19 protein-coding genes and 1 pseudogene are annotated in these 19,783 nt (G+C 71.6%); 8 read left to right on the top strand and 12 right to left on the bottom strand.

Annotated elements, in window-relative coordinates:
* Window positions 1-47 precede the first annotated feature (47 nt).
* A complete protein-coding gene (locus QLQ12_RS04970; RefSeq protein WP_282757402.1) occupies window positions 48-632 on the top strand; it encodes a TetR/AcrR family transcriptional regulator in 585 nt (194 codons plus the stop codon).
* Window positions 633-699: 67 nt separating this feature from the next.
* Here the strand turns inward: QLQ12_RS04970 and QLQ12_RS04965 are convergent, their stop codons facing one another.
* Window positions 700-1,245: a TetR/AcrR family transcriptional regulator gene (locus tag QLQ12_RS04965; protein WP_282757882.1), complete on the bottom strand. Its 546-nt coding sequence runs from the start codon at window positions 1,243-1,245 to the stop codon at window positions 700-702.
* A 75-nt stretch (window positions 1,246-1,320) separates the two neighbouring features.
* Between QLQ12_RS04965 and QLQ12_RS04960 the strand changes: the two genes are divergently transcribed.
* Window positions 1,321-1,722: a nuclear transport factor 2 family protein gene (locus QLQ12_RS04960; RefSeq protein WP_282757401.1), complete on the top strand. Its 402-nt coding sequence runs from the start codon at window positions 1,321-1,323 to the stop codon at window positions 1,720-1,722.
* A 167-nt stretch (window positions 1,723-1,889) separates the two neighbouring features.
* Here the strand turns inward: QLQ12_RS04960 and QLQ12_RS04955 are convergent, their stop codons facing one another.
* Genes QLQ12_RS04955 through QLQ12_RS04945 form a run of 3 tightly spaced genes read right to left on the bottom strand, consistent with a single transcriptional unit; the run spans window position 1,890 to window position 5,319 of the window.
* Window positions 1,890-2,633 carry a succinate dehydrogenase/fumarate reductase iron-sulfur subunit gene (locus tag QLQ12_RS04955; RefSeq protein WP_282757400.1) on the bottom strand — a complete coding sequence of 248 codons (744 nt, stop codon included), beginning with the start codon at window positions 2,631-2,633 and terminating at the stop codon, window positions 1,890-1,892.
* Window positions 2,633-4,576: a fumarate reductase/succinate dehydrogenase flavoprotein subunit gene (locus QLQ12_RS04950; RefSeq protein ID WP_282757398.1), complete on the bottom strand. Its 1,944-nt coding sequence runs from the start codon at window positions 4,574-4,576 to the stop codon at window positions 2,633-2,635. The genes QLQ12_RS04955 and QLQ12_RS04950 overlap by 1 nt, the downstream gene beginning before the upstream one ends.
* 2 nt (window positions 4,577-4,578) lie before the next feature.
* Complete coding sequence (locus QLQ12_RS04945; RefSeq protein WP_282757396.1) at window positions 4,579-5,319, bottom strand: succinate dehydrogenase cytochrome b subunit; 741 nt, start codon at window positions 5,317-5,319, stop codon at window positions 4,579-4,581.
* A 71-nt stretch (window positions 5,320-5,390) separates the two neighbouring features.
* Here QLQ12_RS04945 and QLQ12_RS04940 point away from each other — a divergent pair, with 71 nt between their 5' ends.
* The 3 genes from QLQ12_RS04940 (at window position 5,391) to QLQ12_RS04930 (ending at window position 9,025) form a co-directional block, all read left to right on the top strand.
* The gene (locus tag QLQ12_RS04940; RefSeq protein WP_282757880.1) at window positions 5,391-6,314 is read left to right on the top strand and encodes a LysR family transcriptional regulator; all 924 of its coding nucleotides are present in this window, start codon (window positions 5,391-5,393) and stop codon (window positions 6,312-6,314) included.
* Between the two features lie 120 nt (window positions 6,315-6,434).
* Window positions 6,435-7,193, top strand: a complete 759-nt coding sequence (locus QLQ12_RS04935; RefSeq protein WP_282757394.1) for a class I SAM-dependent methyltransferase — start codon at window positions 6,435-6,437, stop codon at window positions 7,191-7,193.
* 116 nt (window positions 7,194-7,309) lie between these two features.
* Window positions 7,310-9,025 (top strand): substrate-binding domain-containing protein, encoded by a 1,716-nt coding sequence (locus QLQ12_RS04930; RefSeq protein ID WP_282757392.1) that lies wholly within the window; start codon window positions 7,310-7,312, stop codon window positions 9,023-9,025.
* Between the two features lie 25 nt (window positions 9,026-9,050).
* Here QLQ12_RS04930 and QLQ12_RS04925 read toward each other — a convergent pair whose 3' ends face one another.
* From QLQ12_RS04925 to QLQ12_RS04895, 7 genes are all read right to left on the bottom strand, one after another.
* Window positions 9,051-10,484 (bottom strand): phytoene desaturase family protein, encoded by a 1,434-nt coding sequence (locus tag QLQ12_RS04925; protein WP_282757390.1) that lies wholly within the window; start codon window positions 10,482-10,484, stop codon window positions 9,051-9,053.
* Window positions 10,485-10,718: 234 nt separating this feature from the next.
* Entirely contained in the window at window positions 10,719-11,807 is a 1,089-nt protein-coding gene (locus tag QLQ12_RS04920) for a glycosyltransferase (protein WP_282757389.1), read from the bottom strand.
* On the bottom strand, window positions 11,804-12,571 hold the full coding sequence (locus QLQ12_RS04915) for a carotenoid biosynthesis protein (RefSeq protein ID WP_407651413.1): 768 nt from the start codon (window positions 12,569-12,571) through the stop codon (window positions 11,804-11,806). The genes QLQ12_RS04920 and QLQ12_RS04915 overlap by 4 nt, the downstream gene beginning before the upstream one ends.
* Window positions 12,572-12,576: 5 nt before the next feature.
* Window positions 12,577-13,146 (bottom strand): GNAT family N-acetyltransferase, encoded by a 570-nt coding sequence (locus QLQ12_RS04910; protein ID WP_282757388.1) that lies wholly within the window; start codon window positions 13,144-13,146, stop codon window positions 12,577-12,579.
* Window positions 13,143-13,874 (bottom strand): monooxygenase, encoded by a 732-nt coding sequence (locus QLQ12_RS04905; RefSeq protein ID WP_282757386.1) that lies wholly within the window; start codon window positions 13,872-13,874, stop codon window positions 13,143-13,145. Before QLQ12_RS04905 ends, QLQ12_RS04910 begins: the two co-directional genes overlap by 4 nt.
* A gap of 50 nt (window positions 13,875-13,924) precedes the next feature.
* On the bottom strand, window positions 13,925-14,398 hold the full coding sequence (locus QLQ12_RS04900) for a YbaK/EbsC family protein (protein ID WP_282757385.1): 474 nt from the start codon (window positions 14,396-14,398) through the stop codon (window positions 13,925-13,927).
* Between the two features lie 101 nt (window positions 14,399-14,499).
* A complete protein-coding gene (locus QLQ12_RS04895) occupies window positions 14,500-15,306 on the bottom strand; it encodes an SDR family NAD(P)-dependent oxidoreductase (protein WP_282757384.1) in 807 nt (268 codons plus the stop codon).
* A gap of 641 nt (window positions 15,307-15,947) precedes the next feature.
* Here QLQ12_RS04895 and QLQ12_RS04890 point away from each other — a divergent pair.
* A complete protein-coding gene (locus tag QLQ12_RS04890) occupies window positions 15,948-16,589 on the top strand; it encodes a DUF305 domain-containing protein (protein WP_282757383.1) in 642 nt (213 codons plus the stop codon).
* A 186-nt stretch (window positions 16,590-16,775) separates the two neighbouring features.
* Here QLQ12_RS04890 and QLQ12_RS04885 read toward each other — a convergent pair whose 3' ends face one another.
* Complete coding sequence (locus tag QLQ12_RS04885; RefSeq protein WP_282757382.1) at window positions 16,776-17,246, bottom strand: DUF4396 domain-containing protein; 471 nt, start codon at window positions 17,244-17,246, stop codon at window positions 16,776-16,778.
* Window positions 17,247-17,837: 591 nt separating this feature from the next.
* On the opposite strand from QLQ12_RS04885, the gene QLQ12_RS04880 reads away from it, so the two are divergent.
* Both QLQ12_RS04880 and QLQ12_RS04875 read left to right on the top strand, forming a co-directional pair.
* Window positions 17,838-18,401: an SAV_6107 family HEPN domain-containing protein gene (locus QLQ12_RS04880; protein ID WP_407651412.1), complete on the top strand. Its 564-nt coding sequence runs from the start codon at window positions 17,838-17,840 to the stop codon at window positions 18,399-18,401.
* Window positions 18,402-18,765: 364 nt separating this feature from the next.
* Window positions 18,766-19,515, top strand: a pseudogene (locus QLQ12_RS04875) (hypothetical protein); the annotation flags it as partial.
* Between the last annotated feature and the right edge of the window lie 268 nt (window positions 19,516-19,783).

The following is a 19,783-nucleotide window of genomic DNA, read 5'->3' as shown; positions in this document are numbered from 1 at the left end:
CCATAGGGTCGCTGATAACCTCCGTCAAGGCGGGAGGGGGATGAGCGGTGGTCGTCGGCGCACGTAGGCAGCAGGCTGCACAGACCGAGGCGGAGCTGAAGGCGGCCGCGATCCGGGTGTTCGAGCGGGTGGGCTATCTGAACACCAAGATCACCGACATCACGGCGGAGGCGGGGCGCGCCACCGGCTCGTTCTACAAGCACTTCACGAGCAAGGAGAAACTGCTCGAGGCGCTGCTCGCCGACCTGCTCGCCGAGGGTGACGCGAGCGCGGAGCTGGCCGGTCATCTCGACGACTTCCGCGACCGTGAGGCGGTCCGCTGGCATGTCGCCGTCTACTGGAACTTCTACCGGGGGCACCGGGCGGTCATGTCCGCGCTCCACCAGGCCGCCATCGTCGACGAGGAGTTCGCGCGGCGCTCCCGGGAGATGCTGGAGCCCGACCTGCGCCACATCGCCGGCCATCTCGCCGGCCTCGATCTGCACGGTGATCCCCTGGTCGCGGCGTCGCTCTTCACCACCACGATCTCGGCCGTCGCCGCCGCCTGGTTCACCGGCGCCATCCCCGCCTCCGGCGAGGACGAGATGATCGAAACCCTCACCACGTTCCTGTACGCCGGCCTCGGCGGCTGAAGGTCGACCCCGGCTGGTTCTCCGGGCGGCTTCGCGCGCGTTGAGGCGGCCCTGAGGGCGCGGCGGCTCAGGAACGCTGTTTCAAGCCCGCGAAGACCACCGCGAGGGTACGGGTGCGCAGCTCCGCGTCCCATCCGCCGTACAGCGCCCCCTGGCTGACGCTGACCAGCAACGCCATCACCTCGGGCAGCCGGACGCCGTCAGAGACCGTGCCGGCCTCCTGTGCCTGACCGAGCAGCTCGCCCACCGCCGCGGTGAGCGGCCCGACCGCGTCCGGCAGCCGGATGTCCGTGCCGCCCCGGGCCAGCAGATCGACGACGGCCCGGATGCCGGCGGCCTCGGCGACCATGCCGGTGAAGAACTCGAACAGCCCGTCCGGGCCGCCGAGCCGCCCGGCCGATGCGGCCAGCCGGGCCAGCAGCCGTTTCATGATCGCGGCCAGCAGGTCGTCCTTGGTGGGGAAGTGGCGGAACACCGTGCCGATGGCGACGCCCGCCCGGCGTGCCACCTCCTCGGTCGACGCGCCCGCCCCGAGCTCGGAGAAGACCGCCTCCGCGGCGTCCAGGATGCGTGCCCGGTTGCGCTGGGCGTCGGCGCGCAGCGGCGGATCCACTGGCAAGTTGAGTCTCCACTCACTATTGTCGGTTGAAGTTGAGTGCCGACTCAGCTTAGCCGAGGAGGTATCGCCGTGACACCGACCGAGATCTTCGCCCTGATGCGTGCTCGATGGCTGGCGGACCAGAGCACTTTCGACCCCGCCGTGCTCGCCGGCGACGTGGTGCTCGAGGCGCCGTTCGCCGCGCCCGGGCAACCGGTCCGCACCGAGGGGAAGGAGCAGGTCATCGCCTATACGGAGGCCGGCCACGCGTCGTTCCCGGTCCGGTTCGGCGACTGCCGCCACGTGACCGTCCACGTGACCGCCGACCCGGACGTGATCGTCGTCGAGTACGAACTCGTCGGCACCCACGTCCACACCGGGGTGACCGCCGCGGCGCCGTTCATCGGCGTGCTTCGCACCCGCGACGGCAAGCTCGCTCACTGGCGCGAGTACCAGCACACCCTCGCGATCGCCCAGGTCCTGTCCGCCTGACCGCTCACCCCGGGGCGACGGCCCGGTGGGGCCGGTGGGGCGCGGCCCACGGCGTACCAGAGAAAAGACACGGGAAAGCCGGATGCCCGGCACGCCATTGTGCCGGGCATCTGGAGCTGTCCCGGTGGTGGGCCACCACGCTGTGGCCCACCGCCGGAAGTGAAGGGTCAGCGCTTGGTGATCGCCTTGCGGTAGTCGCTGTTGAGGCGGCCGATGAGGCTCAGCGGGATGCCCTTCGGGCAGACCGTGGTGCACTCGCCGGCGTTGGTGCAGCCGCCGAAGCCGGCGTCGTCCTGCGCCTGCAGCATGTCGATGACGCGGCTGTCGCGCTCGGGCTGGCCCTGGGGCATCAGGCCGAGGTGAGTGATCTTCGCGGCGGTGAACAGCATCGACGAGCCGTTCGGGCAGGCCGCCACGCAGGCGCCGCAGCCGATGCAGGTGGCCGCTTCGAACGCGGCGTCGGCATCCTTCTTCGGCACCGGCGTGGCGTGGGCGTCCGGGGCGGTGCCGGTCGGCACGGTGATGTAGCCACCGGCCTGGATGATCTTGTCGAAGGCGGAGCGGTCGACGACCAGGTCCTTGATGACCGGGAAGGCGGCGGCGCGCCACGGCTCGACGTCGATCACGTCGCCGTCGGAGAACTTGCGCATGTGCAGCTGGCAGGTGGTGGTGGCCTTCTCCGGGCCGTGCGCCACACCGTTGATGACCATGCTGCACGCGCCGCAGATGCCCTCGCGGCAGTCGTGGTCGAACGCGATCGGGTCGTCACCATTGAGGATCAGCGTCTCGTTGAGGACGTCGATCATCTCGAGGAACGACGCGTCGGGGGAGATCCCCTTCACGTCGTAGGTGACCATCTTCCCGCCGGCCGAGGGGCCGGATTGACGCCACACCCTGACCTTGATGTCCATTACTTGTAGCTCCGCGTGCTCGGGTGGACGTACTCGAAGTTGAGGTCTTCCTTGTGCAGGGTGGGCCGGCCGTCGGCGCCGAAGTACTCCCACGCCGCGGCGTAGCTGAACTCGTCGTCGTGACGCAGCGCCTCACCGTCCGGGGTCTGCGATTCAGCCCGGAAGTGGCCGCCGCAGGACTCGCGGCGGTGCAGCGCGTCGATGCACATCAGCTCGCCGAGCTCGATGAAGTCGGCGACCCGGCCAGCCTTCTCCAGGTTCTGGTTGAGCTCCTCGCCCTTGCCCGGCACCTTCACCCGGGTCCAGAACTCCTCCTTGAGAGCCCGGATCAGGCCGATCGCCTTGGTCAGGCCCTCTTCGGAGCGCTCCATGCCGCAGTATTCCCACATGATCTGGCCGAGCTCGCGGTGGAACGAGTCCACCGTCCGGTCGCCGTTGATCGACAGGAACTTCTCGATCCGGTCCTCGACCTGCTTGCGGGCCTCGACGACCGGCGCGTCCGACGCGGTGACCTTGGGGAAGGGGCCGGCCGCGAGGTAGTTGCTGATCGTGTTCGGCAGCACGAAGTAACCGTCGGCCAGACCCTGCATCAGCGCGGACGCGCCGAGCCGGTTGGCGCCGTGGTCGGAGAAGTTCGCCTCGCCGACCACGAACAGGCCGGGGATCGTCGACTGCAGGTCGTAGTCGACCCAGAGGCCGCCCATCGTGTAGTGCACGGCGGGGTAGATGCGCATCGGCGTCTCGTACGGGTCCTCGCCGGTGATCCGCTCGTACATCTCGAAGAGGTTGCCGTACTTGGCCTCGACCGCCTTGCGGCCCAGCCGGTTGATCGCGTCCGCGAAGTCCAGGTAGACGCCCAGGCCACCGGGGCCGACACCGCGGCCCTCGTCGCAGACGTTCTTGGCGGCACGCGACGCGATGTCACGGGGAACCAGGTTGCCGAACGAGGGGTAGATGCGCTCCAGGTAGTAGTCGCGCTCGTCCTCGGGGATGTCGGCGGCGCGGCGGGTGTCCTTCTGCGCCTTCGGCACCCAGACCCGGCCGTCGTTACGCAGCGACTCCGACATCAGGGTCAGCTTCGACTGGTGCGAGCCGGACTCCGGGATGCAGGTCGGGTGGATCTGCGTGTAGCAGGGGTTCGCGAACAGCGCGCCCTTGCGGTGCGCCCGCCACGACGCCGTGACGTTGCAGCCCTTGGCGTTGGTCGACAGGAAGAAGACGTTGCCGTAGCCACCGGAGGCGAGCACCACGGCGTCGGCGAACTCGGTGCTGATCTCGCCGGTGACCATGTCCCGCACGACGATGCCGCGGGCCTTGCCGTCCACGATGATCAGCTCGAGCATCTCGTGCCGGGCGTTCATCTCGACGTTGCCGAGGCCGATCTGCCGCTCCAGCGCCTGGTACGCGCCGAGCAGCAGCTGCTGGCCCGTCTGGCCGCGGGCGTAGAACGTCCGGGACACCTGGGTGCCACCGAACGAGCGGTTGTCGAGCAGGCCGCCGTACTCGCGGGCGAACGGGACGCCCTGCGCCACACACTGGTCGATGATGTTCACCGACACCTGGGCGAGCCGGTAGACGTTGGACTCGCGGGCGCGGAAGTCGCCGCCCTTGACCGTGTCGTAGAACAGCCGGTAGACGGAGTCGCCGTCGTTGCGGTAGTTCTTCGCGGCGTTGATGCCACCCTGCGCGGCGATCGAGTGCGCCCGCCGGGGGCTGTCCTGGTAGCAGTACGACTTGACCTGGTAACCGGCCTCGGCCAGGGTCGCCGCGGCCGAGCCGCCGGCCAGGCCGGTGCCGACGATGATCACGGTCAGCTTCCGGCGGTTCGCCGGGTTGACCAGCTTGGCGTTGAACTTGCGGCGTTCCCAGCGGGTCTCGACCGGCCCGTCCGGAGCGGCCTTGTCGACGACCGGTTCGCCCTCGGTCCAGAAGTCAGTAGTCATGATCAACCCACCAATCCGAGCGTGACCGCGAACGGCACCGAGAGGTACATCGCGACCAGGATCACCGAGAGCGCCAGCGCGATCGCCTTGGCACGGCGCTCACCCTTCGACGTCTGCTGGCCCATCGTGCGGACCGCGCTCCAGATGCCGTGCCGCAGATGGAAGCCGACGGCCACCACGGCGACGACGTAGAAGAGGGTCACGTACCAGTGCGACGGCGCGAAGTCCGCGATCACCCGGGCGGAAGGCTCCGTGTCGCCACCGACCGGGTTCAGGTGCCCGGTGGTCAGGTCGAGGATGTGGTAGATCACGAAGAGCGCGATGATCACGCCGCCCCAGCGCATGGTGCGCGCCGCGTAACTGCCCTGGATCTTCGGTCGGTGCGAGTACTTGACCGGCCGGGCCTTCTTGGCGCGGATGGTCAGCACGGTGGCCGCCCAGATGTGCAGACCGATCGCGAGCAGCATGCCGAACCGCTGGATCCAGAGGAACCAGCCGGACGGCAGGAGCGGGACGCCGATCTCGCGCAGCCAGTGCGCGTAGTGATCGAAGTCGGCCTCACCGACGAAGATCTTGAGGTTGCCCGCCGCGTGCGCGAAGAGGAAGAGGACCAGCAGCGTGCCGCTGGCCGCCATGATCAATTTAAGGGCGACTGATGAGGGTCGCTGCTTCTTTGCCGCCGGAGCGGGCGTTGCCGCGCCCGCCGGCTTGGAAGCCTTGGATGAAGTCGTGTCTACCGCCACAACCTGAAAGGTAGAAAGCCTCTGGCGATTCGTCTAATGCATGATGAGGCCGGTCTCCATAGCGATAAGCTATTACGGTGCAGCTGCAACAACTCCGATACTTCGTAGCGGTGGCTGAGACCCGACATTTCACCCAAGCGGCTGACGAAACGGGCGTTTCGCAGCCGACCTTGAGTAAGCAGATTCACACCCTGGAAGCCTCGCTCGGCGCGCCGCTCTTCGAGCGCATCCGCGGTGGGGTCACCCTGACGGTAGCTGGGGAGATACTCCTCCCGCTGGCTCAGCGCATGATCGCGGACGCGGACGCGGCCCGGGACGCGGTCGCCGACATCGTCGGCCTGCGCCGTGGCGAGGTCCGCCTGGGCGCCACCCCGAGCCTGTGCTCCTCCCTGGTTCCGGCGGTGCTCCGCGATTACCGCGACGAGCATCCCGAGATCCAGCTGCACATCAGCGAGGGCAGCTCCCAGGACCTGATCGACGGCCTGCTCGCCCACGCCCTCGACCTGGCCCTCATCGTCCACCCCGAGCAGGGCGTCGACCCGGCCCTGGAGATCACCGAGGTGCTCCGGGAGAGTCTCGTGGTGGCCTCGGTCGCCTCCGGCCCGCCGCCGACCGTGGCCCGTCAGCTCGACCTGATCGAGCTGCGGCACACCCCGATGGTGATGTTCCGCGACGGTTACGACATTCGCGACGTCACCCTGCACGCCTGTGAGCGGGCCGGTTTCACGCCCAAGTTCGCCGTCGAGGGCGGCGAGATGGACGCCGTGCTCGCCTTCGTCGAGGCCGGTCTCGGGGTGGCGCTGGTGCCGAGCATGGTGCTGGCCAACCGGCCCCTGCTGCGGGCGACGCCCCTGGCGCCGCCCGGCATGCGGCGCACCATCGCGCTGGCCCATCGCCGGGGCGCGGTGCTGCCGCACGCGGCCGCCGCCCTGCGCGAGGTGGTGATCGAGCACATCGCCTCGGGACGGCTGCCCTTCGGCGTCCGCGCGTTGTGAACGTGCGCCCTTGTTCTCCGCCCGGGGACGCGCCGTCCGGCCGGAGGCGGCGTCCGCGCGCCGCGATTCCACCGTCCACATAGGGTGGTGAAGCGGGTGTGCCGCGTCTAGGCTCCGGATGTGTGGCATGGCGAGTACCGCGATCCCCGGCTGGTCGAGGTCTACGACGCTGAACACATCTGGGGCTGGGAAGACGACTTCTTCATGAGGGTCCTCGCCGACCGCACGGCGCCCCGGGTCCTCGATCTCGGCTGCGGCACCGGCCGCCTGGCGATCGCCGTGGCCGAGGCCGGTCACGAGGTGACCGCGGTCGACCCGGCCCGCGCCAGCCTCGACGCCGCCCGCCGCAGGCCCGGCGCCGCGCGGGTCCGGTGGATCGAGGGCTCGTTCGAGACCCTGCCGCCACGCTCGTTCGACGCGGCCCTGATGACCGGGCACGTCTCGGAGCTGCTGGTGACCGACGAGGAGTGGGCCGGCGCGCTACGCGCCCTGCGTGAGTGCCTGGTCACCGACGGGCGGCTGATCCTCGACAGCCGGGACCCGGCGGCCCAGCCGTGGGAGCGGTGGACCAGGGAGTCGACCGAGCGGTCGATCGTGCTCGCCGACGGCTCGGCGGTCCAGGCGTGGACCGAGAGCGCCAAGGCCGGGCCCGGCGAGACGTACTCCGTCGTCCATCACTACCTGTTCCCCGAGGGTCTGGAGCTGACCAGCACGGCCGTGCACCGGTTCCGCGACGAGGACCAGCTGCGCGAGTCGCTGCGTGCCGCCGGGTTCCGGGTGGACGAGCTCTACGGCGGCTGGAGCCGGGAGCCGGCCGGCCTCAGCGGCGACGGGGAACTGATAGTGATCGCTGTCGCCGAGCCCCGGATGGCATCGTGAACACCCGACAAATGTGCCGTGATGTGGCACTTCGTTTACTGAACCATTGCGGGACATGAAACCCGGACTACTATCCGGCAGGCATCGATACCAACCTCAACGACGGGCTGGGTGGCATGTCCGACAACGAGTGGCCAAGGCAGTTGCCCGCGCCGGACCACGGCGAGTGGCACGATCCGCCACAGGCCCGTGGGCGTGTCCTGCTGGCCGCCGGCCTGGTCATCACGGTTCTCCTGGTCGCCGGTGGCGTCGCCTGGCAGCTGATGAGCAACGGCTCCTCCCAGCCCGTCACCCAGCCCAGCGCCGCGCCCGTGGCGTCGGCGACCCAGCCCAGCGTCACCCCCTGCCCCGATCCCGAGCTCACCGTTGCCGTGGCGCCCGAGATGGAGCCGGTGATCAGCCAGGCCGCCGCCACCCTCAAACCGGCCGGGCAGCGCTGCTCGGCGATCCAGGTGCGGGCCGAGGAGCCGGGCGTCACCGTCGACGCCGAGGACCAGCCGGACGTCTGGGTGCCGTCTTCCAGCGCCTGGCTGAGGATCGCCGCGGACCGCAAGCACGTCTACCAGACCTCGGGCGCCACGCTCGGCTGGTCACCGATCGTGCTGGCTTCGCCGGCGGCGCTCACCGCCCAGTACGCGAAGGACGGCAAGACCGCCTGGGCCGGGCTCATCCAGGCCGTCACCGAGGACCGCGTCCCGGTCATCACCATGCCCGACCCGCTGATCACCACCACCGGCCTGCTCAGCGTCCACGGGGTGCACGCGGCGACCGCGCTGACCACGAAGGATCCCGGCATCGCCCAGCTCCGGGCGCTCACTCTGCGCAGCCGGCTCACCGAGGCCGCCGCCGACCCGTCCGCCCTGATCGCCCAGATGAGCAGGCAGACCGACGCCGTCACCGCGTCCTTCCAGGTCGGTGTCTTCCCGGTGGTCGAGCAGCAGGTCACCATCTATCAGAAAGGCGGGTACCGGATCCCGCTGATCGCGTCGGTGCCGGTCGACGGGCAGATCGAGGCCGACTATCCGTTCGCCGTCCGCAAGGGTGTCAAGGCGGGCCTGGCCGAGCAGTTGCGTGACGCTATCAGCAAATCGGCCGTCACCGCGGCCGGCTTCCGCACCCAGCCCACCGCCGGCGGCGCCCGGCTGCCCGACTCGGCGGCGGAGATGCTCGCCCCGGTCAAGCAGTGGGCGCAGTTCCAGAGCCTGGCGTTCCAGGTGCTGCTGCTGATCGACAACTCCGGCTCGATGAACGAGAAGATCGGCGCCGGGACGGCCACCAAGGCGTCGCTGCTGCGCGAGTCCGGCGCCAGCGCGGCCGAACTGTTCAACGAACAGACCACGATCGGCATGTGGTATTTCGGCGCCGGCTCGGTGAGCGACCCCGCACACACCGAGGTCGTCTCGATCGGCCCGATCGCCGCCGACGTCGGCGGCAAGTCCCGGCGAGAGGCCCTGGCCGAGAAGATCGGCGCCTACGGCCCGCAGGCGAGCGCGGGCACACCGCTCTACCAGAGCGTGCTCGACGGCATCGCCGTCATGCGCCCGAAGGTGCAGGCGGGCCGGCCGGCCGTGGTGGTCGTGCTCACCGACGGCACCGACGGCGGGACCCGGTTCGCGATGTCCCATCAGGACTTCCTGAAACGGCTCGGCGCCGCCCAGGACCCGGCACGGCCGGTTCCGGTCATCGCGGTCGGTTACGGACCCGACGCCAACATGAACGCGCTCCAGGACATGGCCAAGGCCACCGGCGGCCAGGCCATCGCCGCCCGTAACCCGGCCGACCTCGCCTCCGCGATGGCCAAGGCGTTCCTCGCCGCCCGCTCCGCGACCTGAGGCGCGGCGCCGTCCGGGCTTCGCCTCAGGCGGCGCCGATCTGGTCGGCCACGATCCGGGCCGACAGGGTCACCATCGGCAACCCGCCGCCCGGATGAACCGACCCGCCGACCAGGAACAATCCGTCGACCGGCCCCCGGTTGCCGGGCCGCAGCAGGCCACCTGCCGTGCCGTAGATCGCCCCGCCCGGCGCGCCCGCGGCCTCGGCCAGGTCCGCCGGCGTCCGCGTCTCGGTGAACTCCAGACGGTCCCGTACGTCCAGCCCGCGCCGGGCCAGCACGTCCAGCACATGATCGGCGTACGCGCCGGCCAGACCCGGCCGCCGCCAGTCCACAGCGGACCGGCCGGTGCCGTGCCGGGGGGCGTTCACCAGCACGAACCACGCCTCGTGTCCCTGCGGGTGCACCGCCGGATCGGCGGCCCGGGTGACGAACACCGCCGGGTCGTCCACCGGCCGCGCCCGCCGGCCCGCCGCCGGGAAGATCGCGTCGAACTCGGCGTCGTAGTGGCGCGGGAAGAAGACCGTGTGATGGGCCAGCTCCGCGGTGTCGCCGCGCACCCCCAACAGCAGGACAAACCCGGCCAGACTGCGGTCGGTCAGCCCGGCCAGCCGACCGGGAGCCGGCAGCAGATCCCGGTACAGCGTGAGGGCGTCCACATTCGACACGACGATGTCGGCCGGCACGAAACGGCCCGACGCCAGCCGTACCCCGCGGACCTTCTGGTCGGCCTCGATCGCCGCGACCTCGGAATTCAGCTCCACCCGTACCCCGAGATCCTCGCATCGCGCGCGCAGCGCCGCGGCGATCGTGCCGAGACCGCCCGGCAGATACCAGCCACCGTGCGCGAGTTCCGCGTAGGGGATCGCCGCGAGCGCCGCCGGCGCGCGACGCGGATCGGCGCCGGTGTAGGTGGCGTAGCGGTCCAGCAGCATCCGCAACCGCGGATCGCGCAGATAGCGGCGGCCCAGCCCGCGCAACGACAGACCCGGTGCGATCGCCGCCAGATCACCCACCCGCCAGGCGAGCCGGGCCAGAGAGGCCGCCGTCACCGGCCGTTGCAGCACCGACTCCCACGAGGCGTGCCAGATCCGCGCCGCCCGCCTCCAGAATCGGTCCCAGTCGCGGGCCGCGTCCCCGCCCAGCACCGACCAGATCCGCTCCACGAACACGCGATGATCGGACGACGAGTCGAGCACCACCCCGTCCGGGAAGACGTGCCGCACCACCGGGTCCAGCGGCTCCGGCGTCAACCCCAGGTCCAGCTCCTCGAACACCTGCGGCAGCGTGAGCAGGCTCGGGCCGGTGTCGAAGCGGTAGCCGTCCCGCTCGTACACCGCCAGCTTCCCGCCCGCCTCCGCGGCGCGCTCGTGCACCGTCACCCGGTGCCCGGCGGCGGCCAGGCGCACGGCGGCGGCCAGGCCGCCCACCCCGGCGCCGATCACCACGATGTCACTCACGCGCATCCCTCCCGGCCGGCGTCTCCGCCATGATCGCCCAAACCCATCGAAACCTCCCGCATTTGTACGCGCAAAGCCCGCCCCGCCGAAGCCGGACCGTCCCGTGCCTCCCGCGCGAGCATCTCCCGGTTCCGGGCCGCGGCGCGTCTCACGGGCTGAAGCCGCCGGCCACCGGCGGGACCGTCACGACGGTCGGAAGAGGCCGCGACACCGGCCCCGATCGTGGTGACGCGGTCACACGGGACGGCCACGCCACGTGAGGCGGTGGTGGCGTCGCATGTGGAACGAGCGCGCCACCAGCCAGGCGAACAAGATGACCGAAACCGGGTGGGCGAAGGCGTCCGGGACGGCACGGCCGCCGGTCGCCGCCGCGCTGACCAGGCGACCGGTCACGCCGAGCAGATAGGCGACGAGGGCCACGGCCGGCCACGGGCTCACCAGGAACAGGACGGGCACGGCGTACAAAAGAAGGAGAAGGCCCACGACGGCGGCCGCGCCGGCAGCGGACCCGAAGGACGCCCACAGCGACTTGCCGTAGCCGTTCGCCAACTCGGGCCAGGAGGCGTACATGTGACAGGTGGCCAGGCGGGAACCGTCGGCGAGAGCGATGCGGCCGCCCGAGCGTTTCACCGCGCGGGCCAGGCCGATGTCCTCCAGGACGTCGGCGCGGACCGCGGCGTGGCCGCCGGCCCGCCGGTAACCGGCCCGGTCCAGGACCAGCCACTGCCCGCCGGCGGCCGCCAGCGACGGCCGTGCGGAGCGTTCCATGCCGCGCATCGGCAGGAACGTCAGCCAAGACCACTGCAGCAGCGGCTGGACCAGCCGCCCGGCGCCGACGATCTTCGGGTACGGGGACAGCAGCGTCACCCCGGCCTCCCGCAGCAGCGTGACCGCCCCGGCGATCGCGTCCGGTTCCAGGACCACGTCGGCGTCGACGAAGACCAGCACGTCCGCGTCACCGGCGTCGTCGGCGAGCTGCCGGCAGGCGTTCGGCTTGCCCAGCCAGCCCTGTTCCGGTGGTGTGCCGGAGAGCAGCCGCGCCCGTTCCCCGCCGGGCTCCGCCGCGAGGGCGCGGACGACGGCCGCCGTGTCGTCGGTGGAAGCGTCGTCGAGGACGTGGATCGTCATGTCCGGGACGCCGCGCTGAGCCAGCAGCGAGCGCAGGCACGGGGTGACCCGGCCGGCCTCGTTACGCAGCGGCAGCAGCACGGCGACCCGCTCGGCCGTCGAGACGTCGCGGCGCGGGCGGCGCAGCAACAGCGCGTTGACCACGGTGTGTGCGGTGAGCACCAGCAACGGCGCCAGCACCGACCAGGCGATCATGCCGGGACACGCTGGTGGCGGGCGCGGCGCAGGCGGGGCAGCAACGGCAGGACCGCGGCGCCCATCAGGACGCCACCCCAGGCCGCGGAGGCGGGCAGGCCGAGGAAGACGGCGTGCGCGAGCACCGACGAGGCGTACGTCCACAGCCAGAGCGCCAGCATCGGCGCGTCACCGGGCCCCGGAGCGCGGGCGGCACGACCCGCGGCGGCGGAGAGAGCCGCCATCAGCAGGAGAGCGAAACCGAGCCAGCCCAGGTAGTTGCCGATCGGGATGCCGGGCACCCCGGGCAGGGCCGGCACCGGGTCCCGCCACAGCCAGTAACCCTCGGCGACCATCTGCGGATCGAGAAACAGATCCCACGCGGCGAGACCACAGGCGGCGACGGCGACGCGGGCGAAACGGCCACGCGCCACCCGCAGCGCCGCCAGCCACGCCGGCCAGGCCATCCACGTCCAGGCCAACGGGATGATGAGCGGTACGCCGAGAAGCTTCGGCCCGAGCTGCCCCGAATAGTGGTAGACGCCGAACGGGAAACCGGTCGCCACCCCGATCGCCTCGACCGCGAAACCACCCAGCATCGCCGTCCCGACCAGCGCGGCCGCCGCCCGCGACCCCCGGTCGAGCAGCGCATGACCGACCGACAGCGCGACACCGATCAGGACGGTCGCCACCGTGAGACCGGCACGCGCCTCGCCATCGGTCAGCGGATAGCAGATCTGGGCCAGGACCAGCCCGCCGAGCACGATCCAGGGAAGCCTGCGCAAGACCGTCAGCCGCCGACCGTTCCGGGTGTGCTCTCGGCGGCCAGCGGGATCTCCCGGCCGAGGATCGCGAACGCCCGCTCGTCACCGGGGAACAGGAAGTCCCGCAGCACGTCGGCGAAACCGAAACGCCGGTACAGCCGCCAGGCCCGGGACGCCTGCTCGTCAGCCTCCGGAGTGGACAGCAGCACCGTCTTCCCCTCGGCCATGGCCAGCAGCGCCCGCAACTGCCGGGCGCCGACCCCGTGACCCTGGGCGACCGGGCTGACATGCAGCTCGACGACCTCGAAACAGTCCGCCAGCCACTGCCGGCGGGACGTCTCGTCCAGGGCGGAGCGCACCTGGTCGTGCCACCACTGGCCGGCGGCGGACGTGTAGCCGTACCCGAAACCGGCGAGCGCGCCCTCCGCCGTGAGGGTCGCCACCGCACGGAAACCGGGCCGTCGCACGTGGGAGCCGATGTAGCCGCGACGGGTCTGCAACAGCTCCTTGCGGTAGCCCATCGCCTCGCCGTAGACGGTCACCACGTCGTCGAGCCGGCGCAGCAGATCGTCCGGTTGCCAAGCTACGAGCCTCATCGCTCCGTCAGCTCCTTGTCGTTCGGCGAGTCCTCAGCCGCGTCGTCCGACCGAATCTCCTCGGCCTGGTTCTCGTCGGTCCAGCCCAGCACCATGCGGTCGCCGCTGAGGCCGAGCACCGCGAAACGGGCGAACAGCTCCTCGGCATACCAGCGGTCGGCGGGGGTACGCGCGATCGCCGCCCGATGCTCCGGCTGACGGTACGCGAACGCGGTGAGATCCGCGGTGCTGCGCCACACGCTGACCGTCCCCTGCCAGCCGATCGGCGCCTCACCCACCCCGAACCGGGCGAGCAGTCCCGGCGCGGACGCCAGCTCCCGGGCCACCGGTGGGATCGCCGTCCAGAACCGCAGCGCGCGGGACGGGCGCAGCCGTGCCCGGGTGAGCGCCAGAATCGGTCCGGTGACCTTGCGGCCGGTCGGCCGGAACGGGCTGCGGCCCGACCACGCGCCCCGGCTGACCAGCGGCTCCAGGTCGACGCGGACCTGACTCGCGGCGATCGCGTCCCAGGCCGGGAACCGCACTGGACGGTCACTCACGGTCAGAGCCGCCCAGCGGGTCAGATCCGTGTCGTTCGGCCCGAAGGTGGTGCCGGTGCCCGTACCCAGAAACTTGCCGAAACGGACTCCGGGGACGTGACGGCGGCCGAACGCCATGCGCAGCATGGCGGCGCCGACGACGCGGCGCGGCACCCGCCAGACGTGCAGACTGACCTGATCTTCGGTCATCGCGCCACGTTACCGCCCGCCGTCCGTCATGCGTTACCGCCCGCCGATCGTCACGCCACCTCCGCCGGGGTTCCGGCGGTCACGCGGACCAGGTCCGCATAGGTGATCGGGAAGATCGACTGGGGTACGCCGGCGGCCGCCCAGACCACCGGGAACCGTTCCAGAGCGACATCGACGAGAGTGCGCACCGGCCGGGGATGGCCCAGCGGGGCGACTCCGCCGATCGCCTGGCCGGTGTGCTGCCGGACGAACTCGGGGGTGGCCCGGCGCAGCTTGCCGACGCCCAGCGACACGGCGACCTTGGCGGTGTCGACCCGGTGCGCCCCGGAGGTGAGGACCAGCAGCGGCTCACCGTCGGCGTCGAAGACCAGCGAGTTGGCGATCTGGCCGACCTCGACCTCCAGGGCGGCCGCGGCCAGGGCCGCGGTGTGCACCGCCTCGTCGAGGATGACGATCTCGGCGACGTCCGCGCCGGCTTCCTTCAGCGCGTCCCGCACCGCGATCACGTTGGGGTGGTTGTGCATCCGCTCATTCTGCCGCCGCCGCTCCGCCGTCCAGCCCGCCCGGCACACCCTGTATCGGCCTGTCCGGTCTGCCTGTCCAGCCTGCACCCCCTGCCCGGCCTCTACCGGCCGACCGCCTTGGCGCTGGCGTCCCACAACGTGGCGGCGAGTGCGGCGTCCCGGGCGTGCGGGGCCGGCGCGGTCAGCTTGTGACCCATGTAGTAGCCGCCGTTCACCACATCCGCCTCCGGCGCGGTGGCCAGCCAGACCAGCAGCTCACCGGCCTTCTCCGGAGTCACCAGGAAAGGTGCGTACTTGTAGAACAGCCGGGTGACCCTGCCGGTGCCGAAGTTGGTGCGCACCACACCCGGATGGAACGACACGCTGAACACATCCGGCCAGCGGCGGGCGGCCTCCGCCGTGAAGAGGATGTTCGCCGCCTTGCTCGCCCCATAGGCCCGCCAGGCGTTGTACGTCCTGGCGTCACCGGTCAGGTCGCCCGGATCGGGACGGCCCTGCGCATGCGCGCGGGACGCGGTGTTCACCACCCGGGCACCCCGGAGCCGCTCCCGCAGCAGGCTGGTCAGCAGGAACGGGGCCAGATGATTGCCCTGCACCGTGGCCTCGAAGCCGTCAACGGTGCGGCGGAAATCGCCCACCATGCCGCCCGCGTTGTTAGCCAGCACGTCGATCCGTGGGAAGGCGGCCAGCAGCCCGTCGGCCAGGGCGCGGACCTCGTCCAGCCGCTCGAAGTCAGCGCGGAAATGGGCCGGCTCGCCGCCGCCGGCAGCCTTCACCTGAGCCACCGCGGCGGCGAGACGCCGCGGGTCCCGGCCGACCAAGACCACCTCGTCGCCGCGGGCGGCGAACTGCTTCGCGGCCGCCAAGCCCACACCCGAACTGCCACCGGTCACCACGATCGTCGCCATACGCCCATCGTATTCACCCTCATGGGCGTCTCCCCTCCTCTCGTCCCTTCCCCGTCGTCCCGGAGCACCAGCCGTAGCCTCCGCGCCTCACGGCGGTCCGTGTACGGGCTTGGGCGACGGCTGGGAGTGGCCGTCCACGGGTGCACGGTGGCCGCCAAGCCCGGCCTCCACCGGCTGACCGACGTCCGACCACTCCAGCCGTAGTACGCGTGCCTCATGGCGGTCGGCAAGCACGTCCGGGCGACGGCTGGGCGTGGGTCCGACGGTCGGGCCGTCGTGCGTGTGTGTGATGGCGGTGGGGTGGCGGGTTTGGGGGACGGCTGGGTGTGGGTTCGATCGGTCGGGCCGTGGTTCACGTATCTCACGGTGGGTCGGAAGAACTCCGGCCGCTGAACGGGAAGTGAGCGATGACCAGACGCTGGGCGGGACGGCCGGGCCGGGACCGCCCGCCATGCCCGTCGGCCGCGTCGCGGCCTGGCCGGGCAGGGCATCGCGTGGATGCCACGGTGCCCTTCGTAGCCGTACGGAAAGGAAGGAATTATCCGGGAGCGAACCGCCTGCGCCGGGATCGAGGCGTTGATGACTGTGCCGGGCGTGACCTTCCCGCCGTTCCGTTTTTCAGTGAAAGGCCGATTTTTCGAATGACGCGTACGCTCTCGCGCCGCGCCCTGCTGGGCGGCGCCGTGACTCTCGTTCTCGCCGTCGCCGCCTGCGGAGACCGCTCCGGCGGACACTCCGGAGACTCCGGCCACACGACCGCTCCGTCCGCGGCGTCGGGCGTCCCGTCCGCGGCGCCGGGTGGCAGTGCCCGGCCCGGCGCCGGGTTCAACGATGCCGATGTGGCGTTCGCCCAGCACATGATCGTGCACCACCAGCAGGCCGTCGAGATGTCCACGCTGGCCGGTGAACGTGCCGCCACCCCGCGCTTGAAGGAACTCGCCACCGCGATCGAGGCCGCACAGGGCCCGGAGATCGCCACCATGACCGGCTGGCTCTCCACCTGGGGGCAGCCCGTCGCCGCCCCGGGTGGCGGCGGACACGGCACCGGCCACGAGTCGATGCCCGGCATGATGTCGGCCGCCGACATGAAGAAGCTGGCCGCGGCCCGTGGGGCGGCGTTCGACGAACTGTTCCTCACCATGATGATCGCCCACCACGAGGGCGCCATCACGATGGCCGGGGAGGAGGCCACTCGTGGTGCCAGCCCTGAGGCCAAGGCCCTGGCCGCGAAGATCGTCACCGACCAGCGGGCGGAGATCGCCACGATGAAGGCCATGCGCTAGCTAGCCGGCCGCGCGGGTCGTCATGAGCCGCGCGAAGCGCCGCCGCCACGCCTGCGGCCGGGCATCCCGGCCGGCAGGCGTGGCGGCGTTGGCGGTGGGTCTGGGTGCGGGGCCGTGGGGTACCGGCGGTGCGGTGTCGGCGGTGCGGGGCCGTGGGGTTTCGGCGGTGTCGGTGGGTCGTGGGTGTCAGTGGTGGTGCTGGTGGACTGCGGCGTGGCCCTTGCCCCGGGTGATCAGCCACCGGTTGACCGGCACGGTGAGCACGAACGCCACCGCCAGAGCGAAAGCGAGCGACGCCCAGAACAGTGGATGGGCCAGGCCGGCCTCCATCGCTCCGGGCACGGCGAGCATGACCGCGTTGTCGATGATCTCCATGACGGTGATCGACACGGTGTCGGCGGCGAGCGCGAGCTTCAACGCGGTACGCACGTCGACGCCCCCGCGCAGCAGCGGCCGCATCGTCAGCGCGTAACCGAAGACGAACGCCAGCGCTACCGCGAGGACCACGGTGGGGGTGGCGGACCAGCCCAGAGCGGTGCCGATCACCATGCCGAGCACCTCGCCGATGGCGCAGCCGGTGAGGCAGTGCAGGGTCGCCTGGACGGCCACTCGCCATGAAGCCCGCCCATGTCCGGCGTGGCCGGTGTGGTGATCCATGGATGACGCCTCCCTTTTCACGTCGGGTCTTCGGGTCGTGTCTTGCGTCGCGTCGACCATACCCCCTGGGGGTATCTGAGTGGAAGGGTGGCGCATGCCTCGACGCCGGTCGGTTTGTCGATCATCCGTTCGAAAAAGCTGGTGGCGTGGCGCGCCGGAGGTTGCATTTTTGTCGTAGGGGGGTGTTAGTCTCTGCGGTAGTTAGAACGGATGTTCGAAAGGGTGTTCGTTCGGCTCCGGGAGCGTGTTTCGCGGCTCGCCTCCCGGGTGCGGCGCCCGCGAAGTGCCGCACGCGTGGTCCGGGCATTCGCGGGTCCGGGCCTCGATTCAAGGCAGGCCGTCGCTCGCTGCCCCCGACCCCCGGTGGCGGGCGACGGACCCGCCGGCGGTGCCGGCCGGGTGTGGTGTGGGGAAGCTTCACACCTGGCCGGCTTGCCGTCGGGCGGCCCGAGTGGTCGTCCACCCGGGGCTCCGGCCGCCCGTTGGAGCCCCGGGCTCCGGCTTCGGCCGGTGCGGCAGGCTGCGTCTTCCTCCGCAGCGATCGGTTCGACCCACCAACGTCGGATGCGGAACAGGCGAGGAGAAACGACGATGGCGAGCACCACTGCCCCGGGCCTCAAGGCGGCTTCCGGTCCGGTGCACACCGGCCCGGCTTCCGGTTCGACGCATGCTGGTCCGCCTCCCGGCCCAGACCCCAGCCCGGTGCAGGCCGGCGCGGCCTCCCGGGCGGAGGCGCCCACGGTCCCGGCTCACATGCTGCCGCACCGCACTCCCACTCAGCTGCTGGCGATCGCCCGGGAGGGCTTGGTCGAGGCGGCACGCACCACTCCCGACGGGCTGCGCTACGCGACGGCGCACCTGGCCGCCCTGCGCGCGGCCGCCGCTCTGCTCGCCGCTCGGGCCCGTCCCTCCGCGCCAGGCCGGCGGACCAGGGCGACCAGCGCCTGGTCGCTGCTCGTTCTGGTGGCGCCGGAGTTCAGCGACTGGGCCGGTTATTTCGCCCTCGGCGCCAGCAAACGCGCGGCGGCGGAAGCGGGCATTCCCCACGTGGTCAGCGCCCGCGAGGCCGACGACCTGCTCCGTGCGGCCGAGCAGTTCGTGGCCGTGGCCGAGTCCGCCCTGGGTTTGTCCTACCAGCCACCCCTGGCGGCATGACCACCCTCGGCGCCCCGGCGCCTCCTCCACCCCTTTCGGCTGGGGATGCGCGTCGCCTTCCAGCGGGCGGTGCGCGTCGCCTTCCGGCTGGGGGTGCGCGTCGCCTTCCGGCTGGCGGGGCCCGCCCCCCTTCGGCTGGCGGGGCCCGCATTTCTTCGGTAGGCGACGTTCGCCTCCTTCTTATTGATGGGGTTCACCTCCTTCAGGCTGTGTGACCGGTCGGCCCGGCGCTGCCGGGCCGGCGGGGGTTGCCGGGCGGCTCGGGTTGCCGAGGCGGCCGTGTGTAGCTGGTGAGGAGTCTGTCCGCGTGGCTGGGGTCGCCGTTGGTTGGCGTTTGACGGGGAGCGACAGAGCGGGGCATGACGTGGCAGGGCGCATGATCAATGGTGCGGCCGCCCTCGCGGGACTGGTTCGGACTGCTACCGGGACCGACGAGCCGGGCGTGGACCGGATGCTGCCGGTGGCCGCCGAGCTGAGCGGGTTGCTGCCGGGGCGCGGGCTGCGCCGGGGCAGCACCGTCGCCGTCGCGGGTGGACGCGGCGCGTCGGCCGGCGGCGGCACATCGCTGATGCTGGCGCTGCTCGCTGCCGCCTCGCGGAGCGGCTCCTGGTGCGCGGTCGTCGGGGTGCCGGCGTTGGGAGCTCTCGCCGCCGCCGAGAGCGGCATCGTGCTGGAGCGGCTCGCCCTGGTGCCGGATCCCGGTCCGGACTGGCCCACCGTGGTGGCGGCGCTGATCGACGGGGTGGACGTGGTGGTCGCGGCCGTTCCCGGCCCGGTGGCGGCGCCCGTCGTCAGCCGGCTGGCGGCCCGGGCTCGGCAGCGGGGGAGTCTGCTGGTGCCGTTCGGTGACTGGTCCGGCGCGGACGTGACCCTGCGAGTCGGCAAGGGCCGTTGGGAAGGCCTCGGCTCCGGTCGCGGACGACTACGCCGTCGTGAGGTCACCGTCGTGGCCCAGGGCCGGGGCGCTGCTGCCCGGCCTCGGGAGATCACCATGTGGATGCCCGGGATCTCCGCCCCTTCCATCACCATCCCTCCCGCCCCGTCGCGATCTGAAGGGCCGGTTCCGCCGGGCTCGGCTGGTTCCGGTTCGCCGGGGCGCGAGGGGTCCGTCCCGGCAGCGCCGACGTGGTCTGCCTCTGGTTCGCAAGCCCCGCAAGCCCCGCAAGCCCGTCCGCCTCGCCGGAAGTCGGCGACCGCGCAACGGCCGCACCGGTTCGGGCGCTGACGGTGTGCCCCTCCTCGGCCGTGCGGGGGTGAGCCTGCGCCGGCTCGGTCTGCGGCCTCCCGAGGAGGGCCGGTCGAGGGGAAGCGGTGGCAGGGAAGCGGCGGTGGAGAGGGCCGGGGGGGAGAGAGGAACGGCGGTGGAGAGGGCCGGGGGGAGA

The organism is Actinoplanes sandaracinus (assembly GCF_030009775.1).
In the GTDB taxonomy this organism is placed as follows: Bacteria; Actinomycetota; Actinomycetes; order Mycobacteriales; family Micromonosporaceae; genus Actinoplanes; species Actinoplanes sandaracinus.
The sequence above is the reverse complement of the archived record's forward strand: the minus strand, read 5'-3'. Positions and strand labels throughout refer to the sequence as shown.

What these genes read in the sequence shown, in the direction of transcription:
- QLQ12_RS04890 (WP_282757383.1), top strand. Translation starts at nt 15,948, where the DNA reads ATGACGCGTACGCTCTCGCGCCGCGCCCTGCTGGGCGGCGCCGTGACT.
- QLQ12_RS04920 (WP_282757389.1), bottom strand. Translation starts at nt 11,807, where the DNA reads ATGATCGCCTGGTCGGTGCTGGCGCCGTTGCTGGTGCTCACCGCACAC.
- QLQ12_RS04950 (WP_282757398.1), bottom strand. Translation starts at nt 4,576, where the DNA reads ATGACTACTGACTTCTGGACCGAGGGCGAACCGGTCGTCGACAAGGCC.
- QLQ12_RS04880 (WP_407651412.1), top strand. Translation starts at nt 17,838, where the DNA reads ATGGCGAGCACCACTGCCCCGGGCCTCAAGGCGGCTTCCGGTCCGGTG.
- QLQ12_RS04895 (WP_282757384.1), bottom strand. Translation starts at nt 15,306, where the DNA reads ATGGCGACGATCGTGGTGACCGGTGGCAGTTCGGGTGTGGGCTTGGCG.
- QLQ12_RS04910 (WP_282757388.1), bottom strand. Translation starts at nt 13,146, where the DNA reads ATGAGGCTCGTAGCTTGGCAACCGGACGATCTGCTGCGCCGGCTCGAC.
- QLQ12_RS04905 (WP_282757386.1), bottom strand. Translation starts at nt 13,874, where the DNA reads ATGACCGAAGATCAGGTCAGTCTGCACGTCTGGCGGGTGCCGCGCCGC.
- QLQ12_RS04930 (WP_282757392.1), top strand. Translation starts at nt 7,310, where the DNA reads ATGTCCGACAACGAGTGGCCAAGGCAGTTGCCCGCGCCGGACCACGGC.
- QLQ12_RS04900 (WP_282757385.1), bottom strand. Translation starts at nt 14,398, where the DNA reads ATGCACAACCACCCCAACGTGATCGCGGTGCGGGACGCGCTGAAGGAA.
- QLQ12_RS04955 (WP_282757400.1), bottom strand. Translation starts at nt 2,633, where the DNA reads ATGGACATCAAGGTCAGGGTGTGGCGTCAATCCGGCCCCTCGGCCGGC.
- QLQ12_RS04885 (WP_282757382.1), bottom strand. Translation starts at nt 17,246, where the DNA reads ATGGATCACCACACCGGCCACGCCGGACATGGGCGGGCTTCATGGCGA.